The organism is Ancylomarina sp. YFZ004, from assembly GCF_054254355.1.
Window position 1 is genome coordinate 1 of sequence record NZ_JBTCHQ010000014.1, and the last position, 21,061, is coordinate 21,061.

Genomic DNA, 21,061 nt, shown 5'->3' on the forward strand with positions numbered 1-21,061 from the left:
TTAATTTTTGAACCACTGGGTACAATAAAATGCTTAGGAGCAAACTTATCTAATTTCGTTTGTTTCTCCCAAGGCAAATGATTTTGCAAAACTTCCTCAAGATCAATCTTAGCCAAATCTTCAGGTTTCCGTATACGGGATAGATAGGGACTTAACCATTCCATATTGCTTTTCAGAAGATTATCGGTGCTCACATCTAGCCACTCATCATCTGCTTGCCACTTTCGTAAGCTCAAAATTCGATTCTGCCATTGCATAAACTCAGGGCTAAAATTCAAAAGGCTGGCTCCCTCCTTCTCAATGGCCTTAGAAATAGCACTTACAACTTGCTCCTCATCGGGCTGGCGAAGTGGTTTCGATTGCAAAACGATACGACCAATTCTCAGCTCCTTAGTCGCTATCAATCCTCCCTTGCGTGTGTCCCAAACAATATTTTCGCGCTCTTTTACCAATGGAGCTAAGTCTTGCGGATTAAGAGCCGAAGCCATAAAGATCTTTCCTCCACGCTCCCTATCATCAACATGGGCAATAGCCAACCAGGGCTCATAAGCCAAATCGTCCTGATGACTCGTCATAGCTTGCTTCCCATTAGCCATCATAAAACGCGCATTGGTTCCGGGACTTGCATGTGCAATTCGTTCAGGATAAGCCTGAACCAAAATCACACCCGTTTCATAAGGATCAACAAGGCCATTGTCCGCTTTTATATTGAAGAGTTGCCTGTACGAAGAGGCCACTTTCTCAATTCGATTGAGAGTTCTAAGCGTTCTATCACCCTTACGATGACGACGCAAAGCCTCTATTCTCAAATTAATATCGATGCCTGTTTCACGAGGCAAAGGGTCTCGCTCTTCCAAAAGTGCAGCCAAATCGGTAGCCAGTGCTAACAAGTCTTCCTCCTTAGCCTTGAGTAGCATATGGGCAATACGAGGGTGACAGGGTAGTTTCTGGATCTGACGCCCATGTTCGGTAATTTTATAATCCTCCAGTGCTTCAAGCTCATGAAGACTTTCACTAGCCTGTGCAATTGCCCCTGCAGGTGGCGGACTCAACCATGTGAGTTCCTGAATATCCTCTACTCCCCAAGCGGCCATTTCCAAAACTAGAGAGCTTAAGTCGGCTTCCAATATTTCGGGTATACGGTGTTTCTTTAGTCGGTTATGAGATGCCAAGGACCACATGCGATAACAAACCCCTGGTCCCAATCGTCCTGCACGCCCTGCTCTCTGATCAGCAGAGTCTTTAGATATCTCGATGGTTTCCAATCGTGATAAACCTGTTTTGGAATCGAATCGAGATACCCGACTAAAACCACAATCCACAACAGTGTGAATGCCTTCAATGGTCAAACTGGTTTCGGCAATGGCAGTTGCAAGTACAATTTTTCTTCGCCCTTGCCTATCGGGCATGATGGCTGCCTGCTGCTGATTACCTGCCAGCATACCAAATAAGGGATAGATCATGATATCAGAAAACTGTGCCTTGAGCAAGGCTTCACATTTCCGGATTTCTCCCTCACCTGGTAAAAAGACCAGCGTATCGCCAGATTGTTCCTTCACTGCCCTAACAACCGTATTAGCAGTTATTTCAGGAAGTAATCTCACATCACTAGCATCGGTATAAATCAGATCAACAGGATACTGTCGCCCCTGACTTTCAATCACCTTTGCTTTTAACCGATCACTCAATTCGGTGCTATTGATAGTAGCTGACATCAGCATAATGCGTAAATCAGGGCGTAAGATATCCTGAGCTTCTCTACACAAAGCAAGAGCCAGATCGGCATGCAGACTTCTCTCATGAATCTCATCGAAAATAACCATACCCACCCCCTCAAGGGCATTATCGGACTGTAACATTCGGGTTAGAATCCCTTCTGTCAGAACCTCAACACGTGTGGCCTTTGAAACGCGCTTTTCGAAACGAATGCGGTAACCAATACTCTGTCCCACTTCCTCTCCCAGAAGAGAAGCCATACGTATCGCGATACTTTTAGCTGCCAAACGTCGTGGTTCCAACATCAGAATCTTCTGTCCTTTCAGCCAGGTTTCTTCCATTAAGGCTAGTGGCAACAAAGTACTTTTCCCTGCTCCTGGAGGGGCTGAAATAATGAGTGTATTCTGATTTGCCAGAAGTTCTCTGGTTTCAGTAATAATTTCTTTTACAGGTAAATCTATTTTGAAAGGGTCGAAAGTCAAGTTGAAAAGCTTTAATAATGTCAATATGCTCGTGAGCTGCAAATTTAGTAAAAAGGTATCAACAAAGAATACAGCACGAATGGATACCTGATTATAGACTCAAAAGAATTAAGACAGGCAGTAATAAATTGATGTCTTTGAAAAAAGTATAAATTTTCATTTTATCATCACCTCCACTACTCGTATTAGGTTTAAATAACAATAAGGGGGATTACGAATTCAGTTCATAAAAATAATTACTTTTGCGGCGCAATTGGTGCAAATTTGCTCAATAGGGAATCCGGTGTAAATCCGGAACTGTGCCCGTAGCTGTAATTCTCGTTAAGTCATTAACACATGCCACTGTTTCAAACTCAAATGGAATGGGAAGGCGTTAATTGATAGAGATAAGTCAGAAGACCTGCCATTGCCATATAATCACTTTGCTCCGGGAAAAGGGTAATTGATGTGTAACATTTCACAAAATAAGAATTTGAATTTAATAGGTGTCTATAATTAGGCATCCTGTTTTATAGATGTTTTTTATTTGAGAAGGGCCCATCTTACACACCATCTTTCATTCTCACGAGCATATTTTTTAAATCAAAAAAACAAAAATGATGAAAAAATTATGCGCAACACTATTGCTTCTACTAGCAATAAATGCCTACAGTTTCGCTTATTCTAAAAAACACGATCACAAAGCCATAGTCAAAGGCTATGTGGCAGATGAATCTTCAAAAGATCCTCTCCCATTTGTTAGTGTAACAATTCCTAAATTCAGTCAGGGAACACTAACCGATAATACAGGTAACTTTACTTTAGATAAACTAACTCCCGGTGTACATACCTTATGTTTTTCCTGTATCGGCTATCAATCAATAAACAAGCAGATTGAAATAGATTGCAGCAGTACTTTAGAATTAAACATACTTTTAAGTGAAGATGTTATTGGTTTGGACCAGATAGTTGTGAGTGCTGATAGAAGTAAGGTGAGCCGTAAAAACTCACCTGTTGTGGTGAATATGCTCTCGGCAAAAAGTTTAGAGCAGGTAAGTTCATGCTCTTTAGCTGAAGGAGTTGCCTTTGCTCCAGGCATTCGTGTTGAAAACAATTGCAACAATTGTGGGTTCAACCAAGTTAGAATGAACGGTATGGAGGGAAACTATTCTCAAATTCTAATAAATAGTCGTCAGGTTATAAGTGGCTTAGCAGGCGTTTATGGCTTGGAACATATTCCGACTTCCATGATTCAACGCATAGAGATTGTTCGAGGTGGTGGTTCTGCTCTTTTTGGGAGTAATGCCATTGCGGGTACCATTAATGTCATAACCAAAGACCCGATTAGTAATAATTTTAGCGTGAACATCCAAAACGGGATTATTGGAGTCGGACTCAATGACCAAGCGAACGATTTCAATCTAAATTTTAATTCGTCAATCGTTTCTGATGATCGAAAAACAGGTCTATTCTTATTCGGAATTAATCGAGATCGTAAGGCTTGGGATGCCAATGGCGATGGTTTTTCAAACTTAGTTGAGATTAGAAGTAAAGGTGCTGGCATGCAGGCTTACCATCGCTTCTCTGATCGCAGTAAACTTTCTGCCGAGTATCATTTTATGAATGAATACCGCCGTGGTGGCGACCATTTAGATCGTCAGCCCTTTAATTCAGAAATAGCTGAGCAGGTTGAACACGATATTCATTCTGCTGGTCTTACCTGGGATTTATATCTCGATCAAGCAAGAAAACATAAGTTTTCAAGTTTTGTATCAGCTCAATTAACAGATAGAAGCACCTACTATGGCACTCAGCAATTCGAAGACAAGGATGGAAATGCATTAGGAACACCACTTCCAGATTATTCTGCCTTTGGAAAGACAGACGATATCGCAAGCATATTCGGCTTTCAATATTCAGGTGATTTGGATAAGCTAATTTTTGCTCCGGCTAAGATTGTTGCAGGAATCGAGAACAATTACAATACGCTTAAGGATAATAAGCTTGGTTATTTCGATGATAAAGAGGCAAAAATGATTCCCAACACACTTATCTCCGATCAAAAACTGAATACAATAGGGAGTTATTTACAGAGTAAGTGGGATCTGGGTTTTATGAACCTGCTTCTTGGTGCACGAATGGATGCCTATAAAATCACCAATGATGCTGATAATTCGGAGTACACTAATTTAGTGATATGTCCAAGAATTAACTTCCAGTTTAAAATATCTGAGCAAATCAATATTCGAACTAGTTATGCCAAAGGCTACCGAGCGCCACAAATTTTCGACGAAGATTTACATATCGAAGCCTCAACTGCGAGAACCATCACACATCAAATGGCTAAAGATCTCAAAGAAGAAACATCCGACAGTTTTCTTTTATCAGCAGATTGGAATTTCAAGATGAAAAGCTGGAGGTCTTATATTCTTGTTGAAGGTTTTTACAATCAATTGAATAAGCCATTTCGTAATGATTACATACAAAACCCAAACAATGCTGATGATCTGATTGCTCTCCGAATTAATGCACCTGGTGCTGACATAAAAGGTGTCAATCTAGAATTTAAGTTAGTCCCTTCTGCACTTATCAATTATCAAATGGGACTAACCTTTCAGAATGGAAAATATGACAAAGCTATTAATCAGGGAGAAAACACTTACACTGATAAGATGCTAAGAAGTCCCAACAGCTACGGATATTTCATGCTAAACACCAAACTTAATCATCATACAAATCTTAGTTTTAATGGAACTTACACAGGTCCAATGCACTTAGTTCACTTGGGTGGTGGTGTTAACGAAAATAATATTGAAATCAATGAGTCACTTATCAAGACAAATGATTTCTTCGATCTGGGATTCAAAATCACCTACCATTTTGATTTTGGAGATCATATGAAGTTGGAACTGAATGCAGGAGCTAAAAACGTATTTAATTCATTCCAAAAGGATGCTGATTATGGTAATTCTCGTGATGCGACTTATGTGTACGGACCTATTTCACCACGAAGCATATTCTTCGGAATCAAAATTGGAAACTTTTAAAACTCTGCAGCTAAAAAACATTAAAAAACAGGACTATTCCCCATCTCATCTTGCTTTGAGATGGGGAATTTCGTTTAATCACTCATTACACTTTATAAATAAGAGCAAAAAGTCTTTTTATTAGACTCATCACTTTGTGAAACAATTGCTTTAGCCTACTTTCGCACGATTATAAAAAAAAGGTATTTAAGACAAAATAGAAAAGATGATGATGAGATGGATGTTGTTTATAGCTGTAATCGTATTAAGCAGTTGCAGTAAAGTGCCAGAAAGAAATTTTGAATTCAATTATAAAGTGAGCCTGCAAGCCAATTCTGGCAAAAACATGAAAGTTTGGATTCCTATACCTCAATCGAATGAAGTGCAAACGATTAGTAAGCTCTCTGTTGATACGGATATCCCTTATGAAATTAAAACTGAGGAACAGCATGGTAATACTTACTTTTATGCTGATTTAAAAGATGGATTAGCTCAAACTGCTGATATAAACATTCATTTTACTGTGAAACGAATGCAAAGAGCAAATGCTAAGTTTAAAGATACAGATCCAAACCTATACCTAAAAGCAAATAGATTGGTTCCTATTGGAGAACGCTTCGATTCAATTGTAAATGCAAATCACTTTTCTACTGATAATATGAAATCAGTTTACGATTTTGTTTTGAATGAGATGTATTATGGCAAACCAAAAGCTCAGAATCCTTCTGATCATTATTATGCCAGCTTACCAACAAGTATTAAAGAAGGCATAAGTAAAGACAGTGTTGTGTCTCTTTATCTAAATACGACAAAAATTGCAGGTGAGTTTACTTTTGGGAATGGTAATTCAAACTATGCTTGTGATATTTCGGTCGGTAATTGTACTGACTTCCATTCATATTTTATGTCTTTAACTCGTAGTATGAAAGTGCCTTCACGTTTTCATATCGGCTTTTCAATTCCTGAAGGACAAGAAGGAAAAATTGGTGGGTACCACTGTTGGGCTGATTTCAATCAAAACAATGAGTGGTTTCCAGTAGATATTTCTGAAGCGGATAAAGCACCTGAAAAAGCGGAATTCTATTATGGAAATTTAGATGCCAATCGTGTTGAAATGACTCAAGGTCGTGACTTAATATTGGAAGCTTATTCTAAAGGTCCAGTCAACTTCTTTGTCTACCCTATTGTAGAATGTGATGGAAAAGCTACCGCATACACTAAATCATTTTCCTTTAAAGAAATCTAAAGGGAATAACTAAGATGAATTTGAAAAGGCTGGGGAAACTCAGCCTTTTTTATTTAATGACTGTTACGTATACTTTTACTGATTCAACCATCTCTTAAATTCGGCACATTTGTCCTGACTGACAATAGCATCCATAGCTTCTTCGCAAGTTGGCTTGAGATTCAACTTTATTCTAGTTTTTGAGTAATAGACCATATCTATTATGCATGAATAACTAACGATAAATTTTCGGTTGATACGAAAAAAGGTATTGGGATCTAACTTCTTTTCAAGGTTGGCCAAAGTGCCATCGAACAAGTAACGCGTTCCATCTTTACTAAAAAGATAACAGGCTTTACCATCAGCCATAAAATAGGATACTTGCTCTAAATCCATAGAAAGAATACGCTCACCTCGACTTACCATGAAACGCTCTTGATATTTATTCCCTCCTATAATAGATTGCAAAGAATTTTGCAAAGATTCAATATCCAGTGATTTAGGCTTGGCAAACATGTCGTCATATTTATCTAATGCCTGCTCTAGATCATCTTCATCTATAGGCTTCAATAAATAATCAATACTGCATTGCTTAAAAGCCTGAATGGCATACTGATCGTAAGCCGTTGTAAATATAACAGGCGTTTTGAGTTTTATTTGCTCAAATATTGAAAAACTATTGCCATCACCCAAATGCACATCCATAAAGATAAGATCAACCTGATTCTCAGAAAACCAAACTACAGCCTGACTAACATTCTCAAGTTTTACTTTAACATCTATTCCTCCTGGACGCAAACTCAATAAATTCTTTTCCAACTCCCGAGCAGCAAGGCGCTCATCCTCTACAATAGCAACATTAATCATAGCTCATATATTTAGCCTACAAATTTAAAAAGAAATGGGGCTTTCTATAATAGAAAGCCCCATTTTGATTCAGATATATTTATTAACCTCTTACATTTAGTCCAACAAGTTAGGATTATTAATAATCGCATCTTGAGGAAAAGGCAGTGTATAACGAGGATCGCCTTGAATTAAAGTTGATGTTTCGCCATTAAAAATATGTGTGATTTCTGGCTGTGTTGTTCTTCTTAAATCGAACCAACGGTGACCTTCGAAAGCAAACTCACGTAAACGTTCAGTCATAATTTCATCAATCAACTCAGCCTTCTTCATTGCAGCTACACGAGCAACCTCTGTTGTATAAAAATCAGGTTTTAATCTTTTTGCTTTTAGATTATTCAAGTAAGTTCTCGCCTGATCTAAATCATCTAATCTGGCAGCAGATTCTGCAACAGTCAGATATAACTCCGAAGTTCTAAAAGTACATTTTGAATCAGTCTCCCATCCTTTTTCAATGGTATACTCACCTGCAGTATTTTCTTTTTCTTTAAAGTAAAGATCAAAACGTAAGTCACTTTCTTTCACATAAGTCGCTTTTAGCTTTTCTGAAGCTAGAGAAGACTTACCTACATCATCCGTAAACACCTTTTCTAATGCTAAAATACTCTCAACCGAATTGTACTTATGAGGCGCTAATGAATTATCGGCAACTAAATCCTGTAAATCTGATTTCAGTTTTAAAGCTTCCAAAGCCATTTCTCTTGATTTCTCAGTATCTCCCATGTATAAATACACTCTTGATTTGAAAGCAAAAGCCGCCACTCGGCTAAAACGATAATTTAAACCTTCTTCGTAAGTATCTATATTGATGCGCTTATCAGCTTCTGCAATATCAGATAAAACTTGAGTATAAACCTCTTCAACAGTATTTGGAAAATAAACAGCTTCTGTATCAATCACTAATGAAAGAGGTACACCTTTATCCGTTTTAGATGTAGCAACATTGTATGGTTTCCCATATTGATTCACTAAAGAGAAATGCATATACGCTCTCAGCAAATAAGCCTCTGCGACAATCTGATTAACTTCTTCATCAGTTCCTTCGGTAGCATCTACACCTGCATCAATAATATGATTGGTGTACATGATTATCTTATAGAACGCTTTCCATGAGAATGGTAAGGTATTTGTTTTGTAATTGACATCATTCCACAAGAAAATATCCTGTACGGGTGATAAATCATATTTTGATTCGTCCAACTTCAATTCATCAGAACGAAATGTTGTTTTAGCTTTATCAGAAGGAATACCATTATAAGCACTTGTCAACAAATCACGAAAATCATCTACTGTTGTAGGTATCAGTCGATCATTGGGTTTTACATCCAAATAATTATCACAGGCAGAAAAACTAAATGCTGCCAGCAAAAGAGCTATGTATATATTTATTTTTTTCATTTTTTACCGTTTAAAAAGTTAAGTTAACACCTAATGTAAAGGACTTTTGCTGAGGCTGAGCATAGATATTACCATATGACTCAGGATCAAAGTAACCATCATATCCATTTGAAACAACAAAAGGATTACGTGCTTCGAAGCTAAATCGAACATTCGATAATTTTACTCGCTTCAACATCTCTTTAGATAAAGTATAACCTAAACGGATGCTACTAATTCTTAAATAATTAACTTCTTTCAACCAAGTATCCAAATGATTATAAGTTCCAGCATTATCAATATTACCATACCATTGCTGCTCCATCCAATACTGACCATCAGCAGAGGTAGGGCCTAATAAGTTTGGTAAGCCTTTATTATTACCATTGATAACATCTAATAATACTTTAGACGTATTTCGACCTCTATCATATTCAGTCATGCTGTATGATGGAGTCGCTAAACGATGCATTCCCAAATTAAAGTTTGCAGATACGGTTAAATCAATATTCTTATATTTAAATTTATTAATAATACCACCAGAATATTTTGGATCTGCATCTCCTGCGTATTCAAATAAGTCTCTTACATCTTGAACTGATTTGTTAGATGCAGCTTTATAGTTTGGATAAAAATCAGCCCATTCGTCAAATAGACCAAAGTATTCAGTTCCTGAAACAGTATTGCCTTTTTTCTTAAATTGAGGATAGCCATTTTCATCTAAACCTGCTGTTTTGATCACCCAAACAGAGTTTGCAGAATAACCTTCTCTTGATGGTAACAATTGATTTGCAGGAATCTTTTCTTTCAATACTTTATTCTCATTATGCGAGATATTGAAATTTGTGTTCCACTCGAAATTATCAGTTTTGATATTACGAGTCGCAATACTCAATTCCCATCCTTTATTAGTCATTTCAGCCCAATTCACAGACATAGCACTAAAACCTGTTTCGTGAGCCAAAGATTGAGAACTAATAAGATCAGTACCTTTACGTTGATAGTAATCAAAACTCATACGAATTGCATGACGTAAAACCGATAAATCAGCTCCAATATTCCATGTCGATGTTTTTTCCCATCTCAACTTATCGTTTGGTAAACCTGCAATATCAATTCCATTTTCAGATGTGTTTGGAAGATTCGAAACAACTGTAGGTGAACCAACAATATAAGGAGAACTATTCTTATCGATATTTCCTTGCAAACCATATGAAGCACGAAGCTTTAGTTTGCTCAACCAATTTGTATTAGCTAAAAATGATTCTTCGCTTACATTCCATGATCCACTAACCGCATAAAGAGGTAAGTACTTGTATTTAGGATCAACACCGAATAAATCTGAACCATCGTAACGAACGCTACCAAAAAATGTATAACGTCTATCGTAAGTATAAGAACCTGTTGCAAAAAATGAAGCGTAACGGTTCATTCTATATGCTTTCTTGAAAAGTGGGAATGCCTTAGCATCAGTCTCATCTCTAAATACAATAGGCTTTGAAGTCATACTTGCAGCATTCCAGCCATAAGCAGCAGAGAAGACCTGAGTATATTCTGTTTGTCTCAATTCATTACCTACCATTACTTCAATCTCATGCTTATCATTTAGCAGAGTTTTGAATTCAAGCATGTTTTTGAAATTATATGAGTTACTTTCAGCATCCCAGTTTTTAAGAATACCACCCTCTGGAATAAAAAACTTACTGTTTTGCTCATAAGCACTCAACTGACGTGTTTTTCTTACATAAAAGGTTTCCTGATCGGCTTCCTTTGTCGTATTAGTCTTGTCAATCTGGATACCATATTGAGAACGGAAATTGAAGTTTGAATTGATTTTCCAATCTAAATCAAAAATAGCATTTAAGCCTTTACCATCAAGAATATGACTCGTTCCTTCTCTTTCTTCCAAAATATTAAAAGGAATGTTTACAATATTCCAGATTCCTTCTTCATCATTATTATACACATACTCGCCATTATCATCACGAAGTTTCAAATATGGATTAGCTAAACGAATATAGTTAGATGGGTTTGTCAATAAACTTGATCCCGTTAAATAGCTTTTATTCTTACGTTTGTTTGCAAACAAACTTACACCAAACTTCAAGTTATCTCTCAAGTTGAAATCTGTTTTTAGAGTTACATTGTAACGCTCTAGAGAGGTACCAATTGTTGTTCCTTTTTCGGTGTGAGAACCAAATGAGAAATAATAATTAGCCAATTCATTTCCACCAGAGATACTTAAACTCTGATCTTGATTTACAGCTGATTGATACAATTCATCTTCCAGATTAGCATCCACAGATCTTAATGCATTAATGGCAGATAATGACTCAGCACTAATACCCGAGATTCCATTATCCTGGTAGTTATACCAATCGCTATTTGCATGAAGAATTTCAGAAACGCCACCTTTATTGTCATTAAAGATATAATCTTTACGAGCAGCCAAAGCCATTTCTAAATCAACCTTTTCATTGGCATTCATCAGGTTCAGCTTGTTAAAATCTGGTCGAGAAATAAAAGAGGTATTGCTTGAGATATTAACTCTCATTTTTCCTTGCTTACCTTTTTTAGTTGTAATTACAATGACACCATTGGCAGCACGTGCACCATAAATAGCTGTGGCAGCAGCATCTTTTAAAACGGTAATATCAGCAATATCCTGAGGATTTAATCCGCCAATAGAAGAATTGTATAACTGATCAATATTATCCGAATCATTAAAATCAGGTACTTCATTTCCTTCTAAAGGAATTCCATCCAATACCCAAAGAGGATCTTGTGTTCCATTAAGAGAAGCAGTACCACGTATACGAATTTTAGCAGGGGCACCTGGTCCACCAGCTACAGCTACAGATGTAACACCGGCTAACTGTCCAGCAAGCATTTGGTCCACATTAGCAATACCACCTTGGCGAATGTTATCAGCATTAATTTTCACAACCGCAGATGTCAACTTGCGCTTTTCAATTTTCTGATAACCTGTCACAACAATCTCACCTAACTGACTATTAGCGTCACTTAGCTTGATTTTCACATAATCTTTTCCTGCGATATCAACAACCTGAGTTTCGAAACCCAAAAAGCTACAAGAAATAGTTTTTAATGCTGTAGGTACTTCAAGCACAAAATTACCATCAAGATCTGTAATCGTTCCCATTGTGATATTCTCAATCACTCCTTTTACTCCCGTTTCGGTCCCAATTGTCGATCTGTCAATAAACACCGAAGCACCGATCAGCACATCGCCGTCGGTTGCTGAGAGTACTCTCCCCTTTATTTGCTTCGTCTCTTGTGCCATAACTATGGCAGGTAAACAGATCAAAAGCCAGGTTAGCAGTCTTTTCATAGTTTAATTTTTAAAGGTTAAAAATAGTGGTTTTTGTAAGTAAAAAAGACAGGTAGGGCGAATGACTTCACCCTACCTATCATGTAGTTTAATATTATTTCATATTTAATGCTTCTTCAATCCTCATGATCAGATCATTATAATGGTAACGAGTTGCCTCATCTTTTATCGTCAATCGCTTCTTTAACAGGCTTCTAATTTTCATAAGTTCACCTCTTTTCATCGAAACAGCATCTGAAACACGATTCATTGTAGAATAAAACACGTTACGACGGAAGTTCTTTGAATTATCTGACTCAATTTCATCTTCAAACATCTTGTCATTACTCACCGAATAGTCACACAATACAGGCATGTGTTTATGTAAAGAACATGAACAAGCCGACTGTAAAGTTTTCTTCGTTGTTTTTGCCATGGACTTATTCTGGGTAATAATTAAGGCATCGATAAAATTCTTTTGACTCTGACGATCAAACACATTCAACTTATAGCCTTTAATCGTCTTCTTAAAAATACCCTGATGCAAATCATTCATCATATTTGCAACTGTATAAGCCTTATCCCCATTCTTCGCTTCGTTTTCAAGCATTCTCAACAGGCGCTCTTTTTGCAAAAGCGAATAGAAAATTCGAGCATGCAGATCACGGAATAAAGTTGTTGGTGCATATTCAATATCCCCAATAGGTGATTCCTTAATAGGATATGTTTTATTGTAGATATCAGCTTTAGTCAACCATTCAGGAATATCAATCACGTCATCAAGTAAATATTTAATGGCATCTTTTTGCTTGGCTTTCTCAACATGTGTGTAAGCTGATTTTTGCTCACCATATACAGGCATATCAAGATAAACACCACCCACATTTGTAACCACATGATTGGCATAAGTAAACCATTGTCCAATAATACCCATCATCATCTTCCCGGCTTTCTCATAATCCTGACCTTCTTCATAAGTCCAGCTTTCAACCTGAGGAACAATGCGTTTAAGATTTTTCAAGCCATAACGACTAGCATGCATGGAGTTATCACCTAAATCTTCACTTTGTGCAGATGGGTCAATTGTATTCTTACCACCTTGCTGAGGACCATAATGGTATAAAGGATCAGTTTCGTGCTTGCGAATCATAGCCTTTTGATCATTCAATTCATCCCAAGGGTTATTCTTATTATTCCATTTGTATGCCCAACCTATTGCGAAAATATCGTAGATTCCAATTTGAGGTGTGATATTCTCAACACCATCTCCAGGTTGCGCAACGTAATTAAAACGAGCATAATCCATAATCGAAGGTGCTGTACCTCCCATTTTAGTCGTATATGTTTTTGATCGAAGAGAATCAACTGGGTATGCATAAGATGCTCCCATATTGTGCATTAAACCTAAGGTATGCCCTACTTCGTGTGATGAAACAAAACGAATCGCATGTGCCATATGTTCGTCTTCGAACTTATTTGCGCGCGCTCTAGGATCGATGATTCCAGTTTGAACTCGAATCCACGATTGTAGAGCAGTCATCACATTGTGCCACCAAATAATATCAGCTTCAATAATCTCACCCGATCGAGGATCAACAACAGAAGGGCCCATTGCATTTGCCTGACTTGATGCCGCGTAGGTTACCATAGAATAACGCACATCGTCACCATCAAAATCGGGATCATTTACTGGAGCATCTTTAGCAATGATGGCATTTTTAAAACCAGCTTGCTCAAAAGCGATTTGCCAATCATTGATACCATCCTTAATAGCTTGACGCCATTGTGCAGGTGTAGCAGGATCCACATAATATACAATCTGCTTCTGTGGCTCAACTAACTCACCAGCTAAATACTTCTTAATATCTTCTTTTTTAGGCTCAAGTCTCCATCTATTAACCAACTCGCGATTTTCAAGTGCTTGCTGATCGTCATTAAAATAGAAATGTTTTGTAGAAAAGAAACCTACTCTTTTATCTGCAAATCTTGGTTTCATCGGCTTCTCATCCAATAAAACGATATTCGTTGTCACTTCAATTGAAACCGTAATTCCTTCTGCTTTTGTTGTCAATAAAGATTTTACAATAGCATTTTCAGGGAAAGATTTCACTTCATCTATTTTCGACAGCTTACTCACAGCCGATCCTGGCATACCTATGATTCCAAATAAATCGTTCAAACTCTTTTCTGAACCATCAAAAACCTTATTTACCTTAAATACATATGAAGTAGAATCTTTACTTAGACAAGCTAAATCGAAACACTCTCGGATTGATGGCATGTAGTTATCCTCAACTGATTTGGATATAGCGTCACCCTCTTTACTAGAATATGATGCCTTAGATGTTTTGACCCAAACCTTCTCAAGAATCGTATCAAGTTCGAATTTGATTAATAAATTTTGATAGTTTATCCCTTTATTAAATCCTAACTCATTAATTTCGGTTGGGACTTTTGAAATCTTATTCACTAACAAGAAATCGCGCCCCATTAGATTCTTATCTAATTCGAAGTAATAATCTTTCTTTACTCTATGAATATCGATCACACCACTTTTACTGATTGCTTCAGTAGTGATAACTTCATCGTAATTCTTTAATTCGGTTTTTTTCTTTTCAGCATCCTTGACATCCTTATTTCCGGTTTTCTTCTTCTTTTTCTTTAAGAATTTAAAAATACCTGTTTCAGACTGGTGTTGATTTAAATTAATAGCCTGTGTATGCTCTAGCATTCCTCCAAGAATACAAGCCGTCATCAGTGCTACTAAAAAACTCTTTTTAAATGTGTGTGTTAAGTTCATTCCGTATTTTTGTTCTTTTGCAAAGGATGATACTAATAGTTATTTGCAATTAACTATTGGATATTAATCACTCAGCAGGATCTAACCATTTACTAACCAAAAAAATATTTCCGATCCCTTAAGGAGAATCTGAAACAAATATGATTTTTTTATAAGAAGCAATAAAAAGGAAGGGAGTGAATCAGGGAAAATGAAGAGTGAAATCTAAGAAAGAGGGATTGAATCAAAAATCGCATCATCTTAATTCCATATATTTCCATACAAACAGTATTCACTGGAAAAACTAAACAAGCGATCTGCAAGCGCTGTTGAGCTAATCAATATCTTAACAAAGCGATATCAATTTTGTGAAAAGGCAGGAATGATTTAATACTTAAACGGAGTCATATTATAATAAAGGTAATCTGACAACAAACTTTTCTCCTTCTACACCATACTCAGCTTTTTCATCACCTAGAAATGAATACAAGGCATTTAAAGTTTTCAGGCCTGTTCCAGAATACGATGCAAAGTCAGAACGTAATTGATAATTATTTTCAACCAGTAATCTATCATTCTCTATTCTCATTGATATAAGCAAAGGTTTTTCTGTAGTCACAATATTGTGCTTAATCGCATTTTCAACAAGAGATTGCAAACTAACTGAAGGCAGTTTGTAAGTCATGTAATTCTCGGGGATATCATATTCCAAACTCAAATTATCCCCAAATCGAATCTTCTGAAGAAAAATATAGTGCTTCATGAAATCAAGCTCCTGTTTTAAATCGACCAAACTTGAGTTATTTCGATCCAAAAGATAACGATAGACTTTCGACAGTTTGAGTATAAACTTACGCGCCAATCTAGGCTCGGTTTCAACCAAGGCATATAAAGAATTCAACGAATTGAATAAAAAATGTGGGTTAATCTGATTTTTAATGTTTTTAAGTTGAGCTTTCACTTTCTCTTCTTCTTCCTGATGAGCACGCTTTCTTAACTCAACCGTTTCGCTAATATCAAATCGGAAACTAGAAAAGCCAATTACCTTTTCTTCTTCATCAAAAATGGCATTAAACACTTGCTGATAATGTCTGTTATTTCTTTTATATTCAGTCAAAAAGTGCTCACCTCTCAGAGCTCGATCAAAATGTTTCTTCATTAAATCTCCAAAATCATGATGATAGGTATTTATGGCACTCATTCCAACTTCAATCTCCATCCCCTCATTATCAGAAGCATCCTTTTGATACACCGAATTGAAACTTGTATAGCGACATTTCCGATCAACCGAAAAAATTCTAATTTGATCGGTACTCTCCATAATTGATGAGAGTTTATTTAAAATATTGCGATGTTTCGTTTCAGCTTTTTGTCGCCCTTCAAACTCAGACAGCCATCTATGTTGCGAATAATAAAGAAATATCATTAATAGGAAGGCCAAGACAATACCAATTAGTGCTGTTGAATTCCTGACTTCTTGAACGGCCTCTTCTACATTAAATAAAGGTACACTTACCGTAATTACCCAGTTGATGTCAGTCTCTCCTATTTTTACCGGCTGATAGACTCTAATGACCAAAACCTGAAGAAAATTAGAATGTACCTCATTGTGATTTTTATTTCCGCTAGACATAACTTCACGAATAACATCAGCATCAGCATCATAAAGACTATCGATACTTTTTCCAATATGGCTTTGTTCTGGATGTGAAATACAATATCCTTGCTCAGAAATAATACTTACATAAGCTCTACCCAAAGCTTCATTGTCGTAAAAATGTTGCTGAAAGCGATACAAGTCGAGATCAGCACCTAATACACCAATAATATTATTATTACGTATTACTGGTACTAGAATTGAGCTTATTAAACGATTATTTGGCCCCCGATATGGAGCAGATATGGTCTCTATTTTACTATCTAATAGTTGACCAGCCATAAGCAAATGCTTTTTATCAATACCTGATTGAAAAGAAGAAGAAGAATTCTCATGATAATAATATCCCTTCCGTAAGTCCATTAAAATATCAATAGGAATGTACCAAACTGCATTAATTTCATTTCTTAGTTTAAGTTTTGCAATAAAAACTTTATTCATTATAGCTGCACCTTCAGTATTCATGTCAATTGTCTCTTCAATTGATTCAGCTAATAGTCGAGTACGTAAAATGCTTTCATCTAATTCCTTTTTTACAATCAGAAAACTATTCTGAGCTTTAGACATAGCCAAATCAACGCTCATATTACGAGCGGTTTGTGACATTTTCTCACCTATTAAATAAGCAACAATCACAAAACTCACAATGATGACAATACCAACTTGAACGATAGATTTATTACGCAATTTCATAGGTCTTCTTTACATGGAAATATTTTGCAAAGCTATAAATTATTCAAAAATAAAGGCACGCACAATATTTCATTTATATGAATACAGCAGATAGTCTTTTGTTTGTAACAAGTTTGTCCTTTTCTTTGTGTTCTAAATATCTGCCAAAAGCAAGAAGGAAAAATGATAGATTTCAAGATAGATGAAGATAAGTGCATCACTTGTGGCTTATGTGCACAAGATTGCCCTGTTGGGATTATCGATATGAATCCACAGCCTAGCATTCGCAAATCAAGAGAAAAGCTATGTTTAAAATGCCAACACTGTTTGGCAATTTGTCCGACAGCAGCCCTATCTATTTTAGGAAAAAAACCAGAGGATAGTCTATCTTCAGAAGGAGAGCGTCCTACTTATGAAGCCATGACTCGTTTAATTAAAACACGTCGATCTGTTCGAAAATACGTACCGGAAGATTTAGATCAAGAGCTCATTCAAGAACTTTTGGAAACTACGGCTTATGCACCAACGGGACACAATTACAACTCGGTACATTTCACCCTTATCGATAAAAGAGGAGACTTAGAATTATTTAGAGATAAGGTGTATGCGGCTATCAAGAAAGCAGGAGAAGCTAAAACGCTTTTACCTCAGTTTCAGTTCTTATATGCGATTCAAAAAGTATGGGAAAATAATGGCGTTGATATTATTTTCAGAAATGCGCCCCATCTTTTAATTGCTTCAGCTCCTAAGAAAAACTCATCCCCTCTACCCGACTGCCTAATTGCTTTAAGTTATTTTGAACTTTTAGCAAACAGCCATAATATTGGGACTTTATGGAATGGCATGCTGACTTGGGTATTGAATGATATTGACCCTAGCATAGCTGAATTAATTGGCATCCCTGAGGATTACACTGTCGGTTATGGATTGATTTTTGGAAAATCAGCCGTTAAGTATCCACGTGCTATACAATCAGAAGGTCTTAGCCTTAATAGAGTGAAAATGGATAAGAACTAAAACGTCTTTACTTATTAACTCACTCAGGCATTCAATATATATCAAAGCTTTTCTTATTTTTGCAATAAATAAAACACAAATACATCATGATTAAGAATATTCCCAATATAAAACACACCGAATCAGGCAACTTTTTCCTTTTAGCAGGACCCTGCGCCATAGAAGGTGAAGAAATTGCAATGCAAATTGCAGAACGTATTGTAGAAATCACAAACAAACTTGAGATTCCTTTAATTTTTAAAGGCTCGTACCGCAAAGCCAACCGTTCTCGTTTGGATTCTTTTGCTGGTATTGGGGATGAAAAAGCATTGAAAATTCTGAAAAAGGTTAGCGACACTTTTGGTGTACCAACCGTAACAGATATTCACTCTGCAGAAGAAGCTGCCATGGCTGCTGAATATGTTGATGTTTTACAGATTCCTGCTTTCCTTTGTCGTCAGACTGATTTATTAGTTGCGGCTGCTAAAACTGGAAAAGTAGTGAATATCAAGAAAGGTCAGTTCTTAGCTGCTGAATCGATGAAATTTGCAGTTACTAAAGTTAGAGAATCAGGGAACGACAAAGTGATATTAACCGATCGTGGCAACATGTTTGGTTATCAGGATATGATTGTGGATTACCGTGGAATTCCAACCATGCAAGAAAATAATTGCCCTGTTGTATTAGATATCACACATTCACTACAACAGCCTAATCAAACTTCTGGTGTAACGGGTGGACGTCCTGATTTGATTGAAACAATTGCCAAAGCTGGTATTGCAGTTGGTGTTGATGGTATATTCATTGAAACTCATCCAGATCCAGCCAATGCGAAATCTGATGGAGCCAATATGTTACACTTAGATCATCTTGAAGATTTATTGACAAAACTGGTTGCTATCCGTAAGGTTGTAAATCAGTTCTAATAATTGAATTTTCTTTTTTAGATATATAGAAATCCCTTGTAGGCATAAAGCTTACAAGGGATTTCCCATTTTAACCATTTACTCTATATGATTCAAAGTAGAAGTTTCAAGTCTTCAGTCATTTCATACTATCGACAATTAGACCTTTCGACTTTAATACGGCTGACGTTTCACATAAGAAGTGTGCAATAATTTATGAGATTTATGACTCAGCGGTTTCTCAAGAAACTCTTTATAAATCTTTACAATTTCAGGATTCTCATGTGATTTCCGAACTGCCAGAGATAAGTCTTCAGAGTAGATAGCATCCATTCTCTTCTGACGAATTTCATCATCAACAGGAAATGGCTGACCACCACCACCAAGGCAACCACCCGGACAGGCCATAATTTCTATGAAATGATAGAATCGATCTCCTCTGTCAATAGCTTCCATTAGTTGATGTGCATTTTCCAATCCATTGGTTATGGCACATTTCAATTCAACACCTTCAAGGAATGACCATTCCGGACGAACATCTACAATTGGTACAACTGCCTCCTTCACACCTGCTAGTCCTCTAACAGGTTTAATCTCCAGATTCTCGAATGGCACCTCACGACCTGTTACTATTTCGTAAGCTGTTCGTAAGGCGGCTTCCATAACACCACCTGAAGCACCAAATATCACACCAGCTCCGGAGCCAATTCCCATAATAGAATCGAAGTTCTCTTCATTTAACTGATCAAATTCGATACCAGCCTGTTTAATCATCACAGCTAATTCCCGAGTTGTCAGAACAAAATCAACATCCTTATAACCACTATCTTTCATTTCTGGTCGATTAGCTTCGAATTTCTTAGCCGTACATGGCATAATAGATACAGAAACGATATTGGCTGGATCCACATCTATATTCTTAGCATAATAGGTTTTAGCCAAAGCGCCAAACATTTGCTGTGGCGATTTACAAGTCGATAAATTTGGTAAATATTGAGGATATTTGTGTTCGATATATTTCACCCAACCTGGCGAACAAGAAGTAGCCATAGGTAAAGCAACATCAGGGTTATCATCAACCAATGCTCCTTTAAGCCTAGTCAATAACTCTGTGCCTTCCTCCATAATAGTTAGGTCAGCCGTAAAATTAGTATCCAATATTGAATCGAAACCCAAACGTCGAAGAGCTGATACCATACGAGAGGTTACTCTGGTGCCTGGCTCAAAGCCCAATTCTTCACCAAGACCAACCCGAACAGCTGGTGCTGTTTGAACGACAACATGCTTTTCAGGATCTGCTATAGCATCCCATACTTGTTCCACATACGATTTTTCATGCAAAGCCCCTGTTGGACAATGTACAATACACTGACCGCAATTGGTACAAACCACCTCATTTAATGAGTGATTAAAGAATGTTGAAATTTTCATATCAGCACCCTTATGCGCCACTGCAATTGCTCCAACACTCTGAATCGCGGCACAAGTTCGTACACAACGTTGGCAACGAATACACTTACTATCATCTTTTTCAATAGATGGTGAAAAAGAATCAACAGTGTAGCATTTATCTGGAACTAAATCGATAAAATCTTGATTGGTAATTTGTAAATCAGCAGCTATAGTTTGAAGTTCACAATGCCCATTTCGGTAACATTTGGTACACTCTTCATTGTGTTCGGCCAACAAAAGCTCAATAATATGCTTTCGGCTGTTTCTCACTTTTAAACTATTGGTATTAATCTCCATCCCTTCGTTTACAGGTGTAGCACAAGATGCAACCAAGCGATCAACGCCAGCTTGTTCCACTACGCAAACTCTACAATTACCGGCGACACATAGGTCTTTGTGATAGCATAATGTAGGTATATGTATATGTAATCTTTGAGCTGCTTCAAGTATGGTTTTTCCTTCCTCTACACTAACAGCGATTCCATTAATTGATAAATTGATCATATTTGCCATTTTCATTCTCTTTAGGAATTAAGGCTTCTTATATTTTTGCCTTAA

The 21,061-nt window shown here is 36.9% G+C and carries 11 protein-coding genes and 1 riboswitch; of the genes, 4 read left to right on the forward strand and 7 right to left on the reverse strand.

Going from position 1 to position 21,061, the window contains the following annotated elements; translation table 11 throughout:
* Nucleotides 1-2,198: ATP-dependent helicase HrpB (gene hrpB, locus ACXR6G_RS17645; RefSeq protein WP_458362773.1), on the reverse strand; the 2,198-nt coding region annotated here is incomplete at its 3' end.
* Between the two features lie 236 nt (nucleotides 2,199-2,434).
* A riboswitch (cobalamin riboswitch) is annotated at nucleotides 2,435-2,620 on the forward strand.
* A gap of 174 nt (nucleotides 2,621-2,794) precedes the next feature.
* Between hrpB and ACXR6G_RS17650 the strand changes: the two genes are divergently transcribed.
* Nucleotides 2,795-5,224, forward strand: coding sequence for a TonB-dependent receptor (locus ACXR6G_RS17650; RefSeq protein ID WP_458362774.1), 2,430 nt, complete (start codon nucleotides 2,795-2,797; stop codon nucleotides 5,222-5,224).
* Nucleotides 5,225-5,429: 205 nt separating this feature from the next.
* Nucleotides 5,430-6,449, forward strand: coding sequence for a transglutaminase domain-containing protein (locus tag ACXR6G_RS17655; RefSeq protein ID WP_458362775.1), 1,020 nt, complete (start codon nucleotides 5,430-5,432; stop codon nucleotides 6,447-6,449).
* Between the two features lie 75 nt (nucleotides 6,450-6,524).
* Here ACXR6G_RS17655 and ACXR6G_RS17660 read toward each other — a convergent pair whose 3' ends face one another.
* The 5 genes from ACXR6G_RS17660 to ACXR6G_RS17680 form a co-directional block, all read right to left on the reverse strand.
* Nucleotides 6,525-7,295, reverse strand: coding sequence for a LytR/AlgR family response regulator transcription factor (locus tag ACXR6G_RS17660; protein ID WP_458362776.1), 771 nt, complete (start codon nucleotides 7,293-7,295; stop codon nucleotides 6,525-6,527).
* Between the two features lie 96 nt (nucleotides 7,296-7,391).
* Nucleotides 7,392-8,732: a RagB/SusD family nutrient uptake outer membrane protein gene (locus tag ACXR6G_RS17665; RefSeq protein ID WP_458362777.1), complete on the reverse strand. Its 1,341-nt coding sequence runs from the start codon at nucleotides 8,730-8,732 to the stop codon at nucleotides 7,392-7,394.
* A 10-nt stretch (nucleotides 8,733-8,742) separates the two neighbouring features.
* A complete protein-coding gene (locus ACXR6G_RS17670) occupies nucleotides 8,743-12,063 on the reverse strand; it encodes a SusC/RagA family TonB-linked outer membrane protein (protein WP_458362778.1) in 3,321 nt (1,106 codons plus the stop codon).
* Nucleotides 12,064-12,157: 94 nt separating this feature from the next.
* Nucleotides 12,158-14,842 (reverse strand): zinc-dependent metalloprotease, encoded by a 2,685-nt coding sequence (locus ACXR6G_RS17675; protein ID WP_458362779.1) that lies wholly within the window; start codon nucleotides 14,840-14,842, stop codon nucleotides 12,158-12,160.
* Between the two features lie 388 nt (nucleotides 14,843-15,230).
* Complete coding sequence (locus ACXR6G_RS17680) at nucleotides 15,231-17,171, reverse strand: histidine kinase (RefSeq protein ID WP_458362780.1); 1,941 nt, start codon at nucleotides 17,169-17,171, stop codon at nucleotides 15,231-15,233.
* Between the two features lie 162 nt (nucleotides 17,172-17,333).
* On the opposite strand from ACXR6G_RS17680, the gene ACXR6G_RS17685 reads away from it, so the two are divergent.
* Both ACXR6G_RS17685 and kdsA read left to right on the forward strand, forming a co-directional pair.
* Entirely contained in the window at nucleotides 17,334-18,167 is an 834-nt protein-coding gene (locus ACXR6G_RS17685) for a nitroreductase family protein (protein ID WP_458362781.1), read from the forward strand.
* 86 nt (nucleotides 18,168-18,253) lie between these two features.
* Nucleotides 18,254-19,072, forward strand: a complete 819-nt coding sequence (gene kdsA / locus ACXR6G_RS17690) for a 3-deoxy-8-phosphooctulonate synthase (protein ID WP_458362782.1) — start codon at nucleotides 18,254-18,256, stop codon at nucleotides 19,070-19,072.
* Between the two features lie 153 nt (nucleotides 19,073-19,225).
* Here the strand turns inward: kdsA and ACXR6G_RS17695 are convergent, their stop codons facing one another.
* Nucleotides 19,226-21,016 carry an NADH-dependent [FeFe] hydrogenase, group A6 gene (locus ACXR6G_RS17695; protein WP_458362783.1) on the reverse strand — a complete coding sequence of 597 codons (1,791 nt, stop codon included), beginning with the start codon at nucleotides 21,014-21,016 and terminating at the stop codon, nucleotides 19,226-19,228.
* Nucleotides 21,017-21,061 lie beyond the last annotated feature (45 nt).

Bases quoted from the DNA above. Each gene is read 5' to 3' on its own strand.
- ACXR6G_RS17685 (WP_458362781.1), top strand. From the start codon at position 17,334: ATGATAGATTTCAAGATAGATGAAGATAAGTGCATCACTTGTGGCTTA.
- ACXR6G_RS17665 (WP_458362777.1), bottom strand. From the start codon at position 8,732: ATGAAAAAAATAAATATATACATAGCTCTTTTGCTGGCAGCATTTAGT.
- ACXR6G_RS17675 (WP_458362779.1), bottom strand. From the start codon at position 14,842: ATGAACTTAACACACACATTTAAAAAGAGTTTTTTAGTAGCACTGATG.
- ACXR6G_RS17650 (WP_458362774.1), top strand. From the start codon at position 2,795: ATGATGAAAAAATTATGCGCAACACTATTGCTTCTACTAGCAATAAAT.
- ACXR6G_RS17695 (WP_458362783.1), bottom strand. From the start codon at position 21,016: ATGGCAAATATGATCAATTTATCAATTAATGGAATCGCTGTTAGTGTA.
- ACXR6G_RS17680 (WP_458362780.1), bottom strand. From the start codon at position 17,171: ATGAAATTGCGTAATAAATCTATCGTTCAAGTTGGTATTGTCATCATT.
- kdsA (WP_458362782.1), top strand. From the start codon at position 18,254: ATGATTAAGAATATTCCCAATATAAAACACACCGAATCAGGCAACTTT.
- ACXR6G_RS17660 (WP_458362776.1), bottom strand. From the start codon at position 7,295: ATGATTAATGTTGCTATTGTAGAGGATGAGCGCCTTGCTGCTCGGGAG.
- ACXR6G_RS17670 (WP_458362778.1), bottom strand. From the start codon at position 12,063: ATGAAAAGACTGCTAACCTGGCTTTTGATCTGTTTACCTGCCATAGTT.
- ACXR6G_RS17655 (WP_458362775.1), top strand. From the start codon at position 5,430: ATGATGATGAGATGGATGTTGTTTATAGCTGTAATCGTATTAAGCAGT.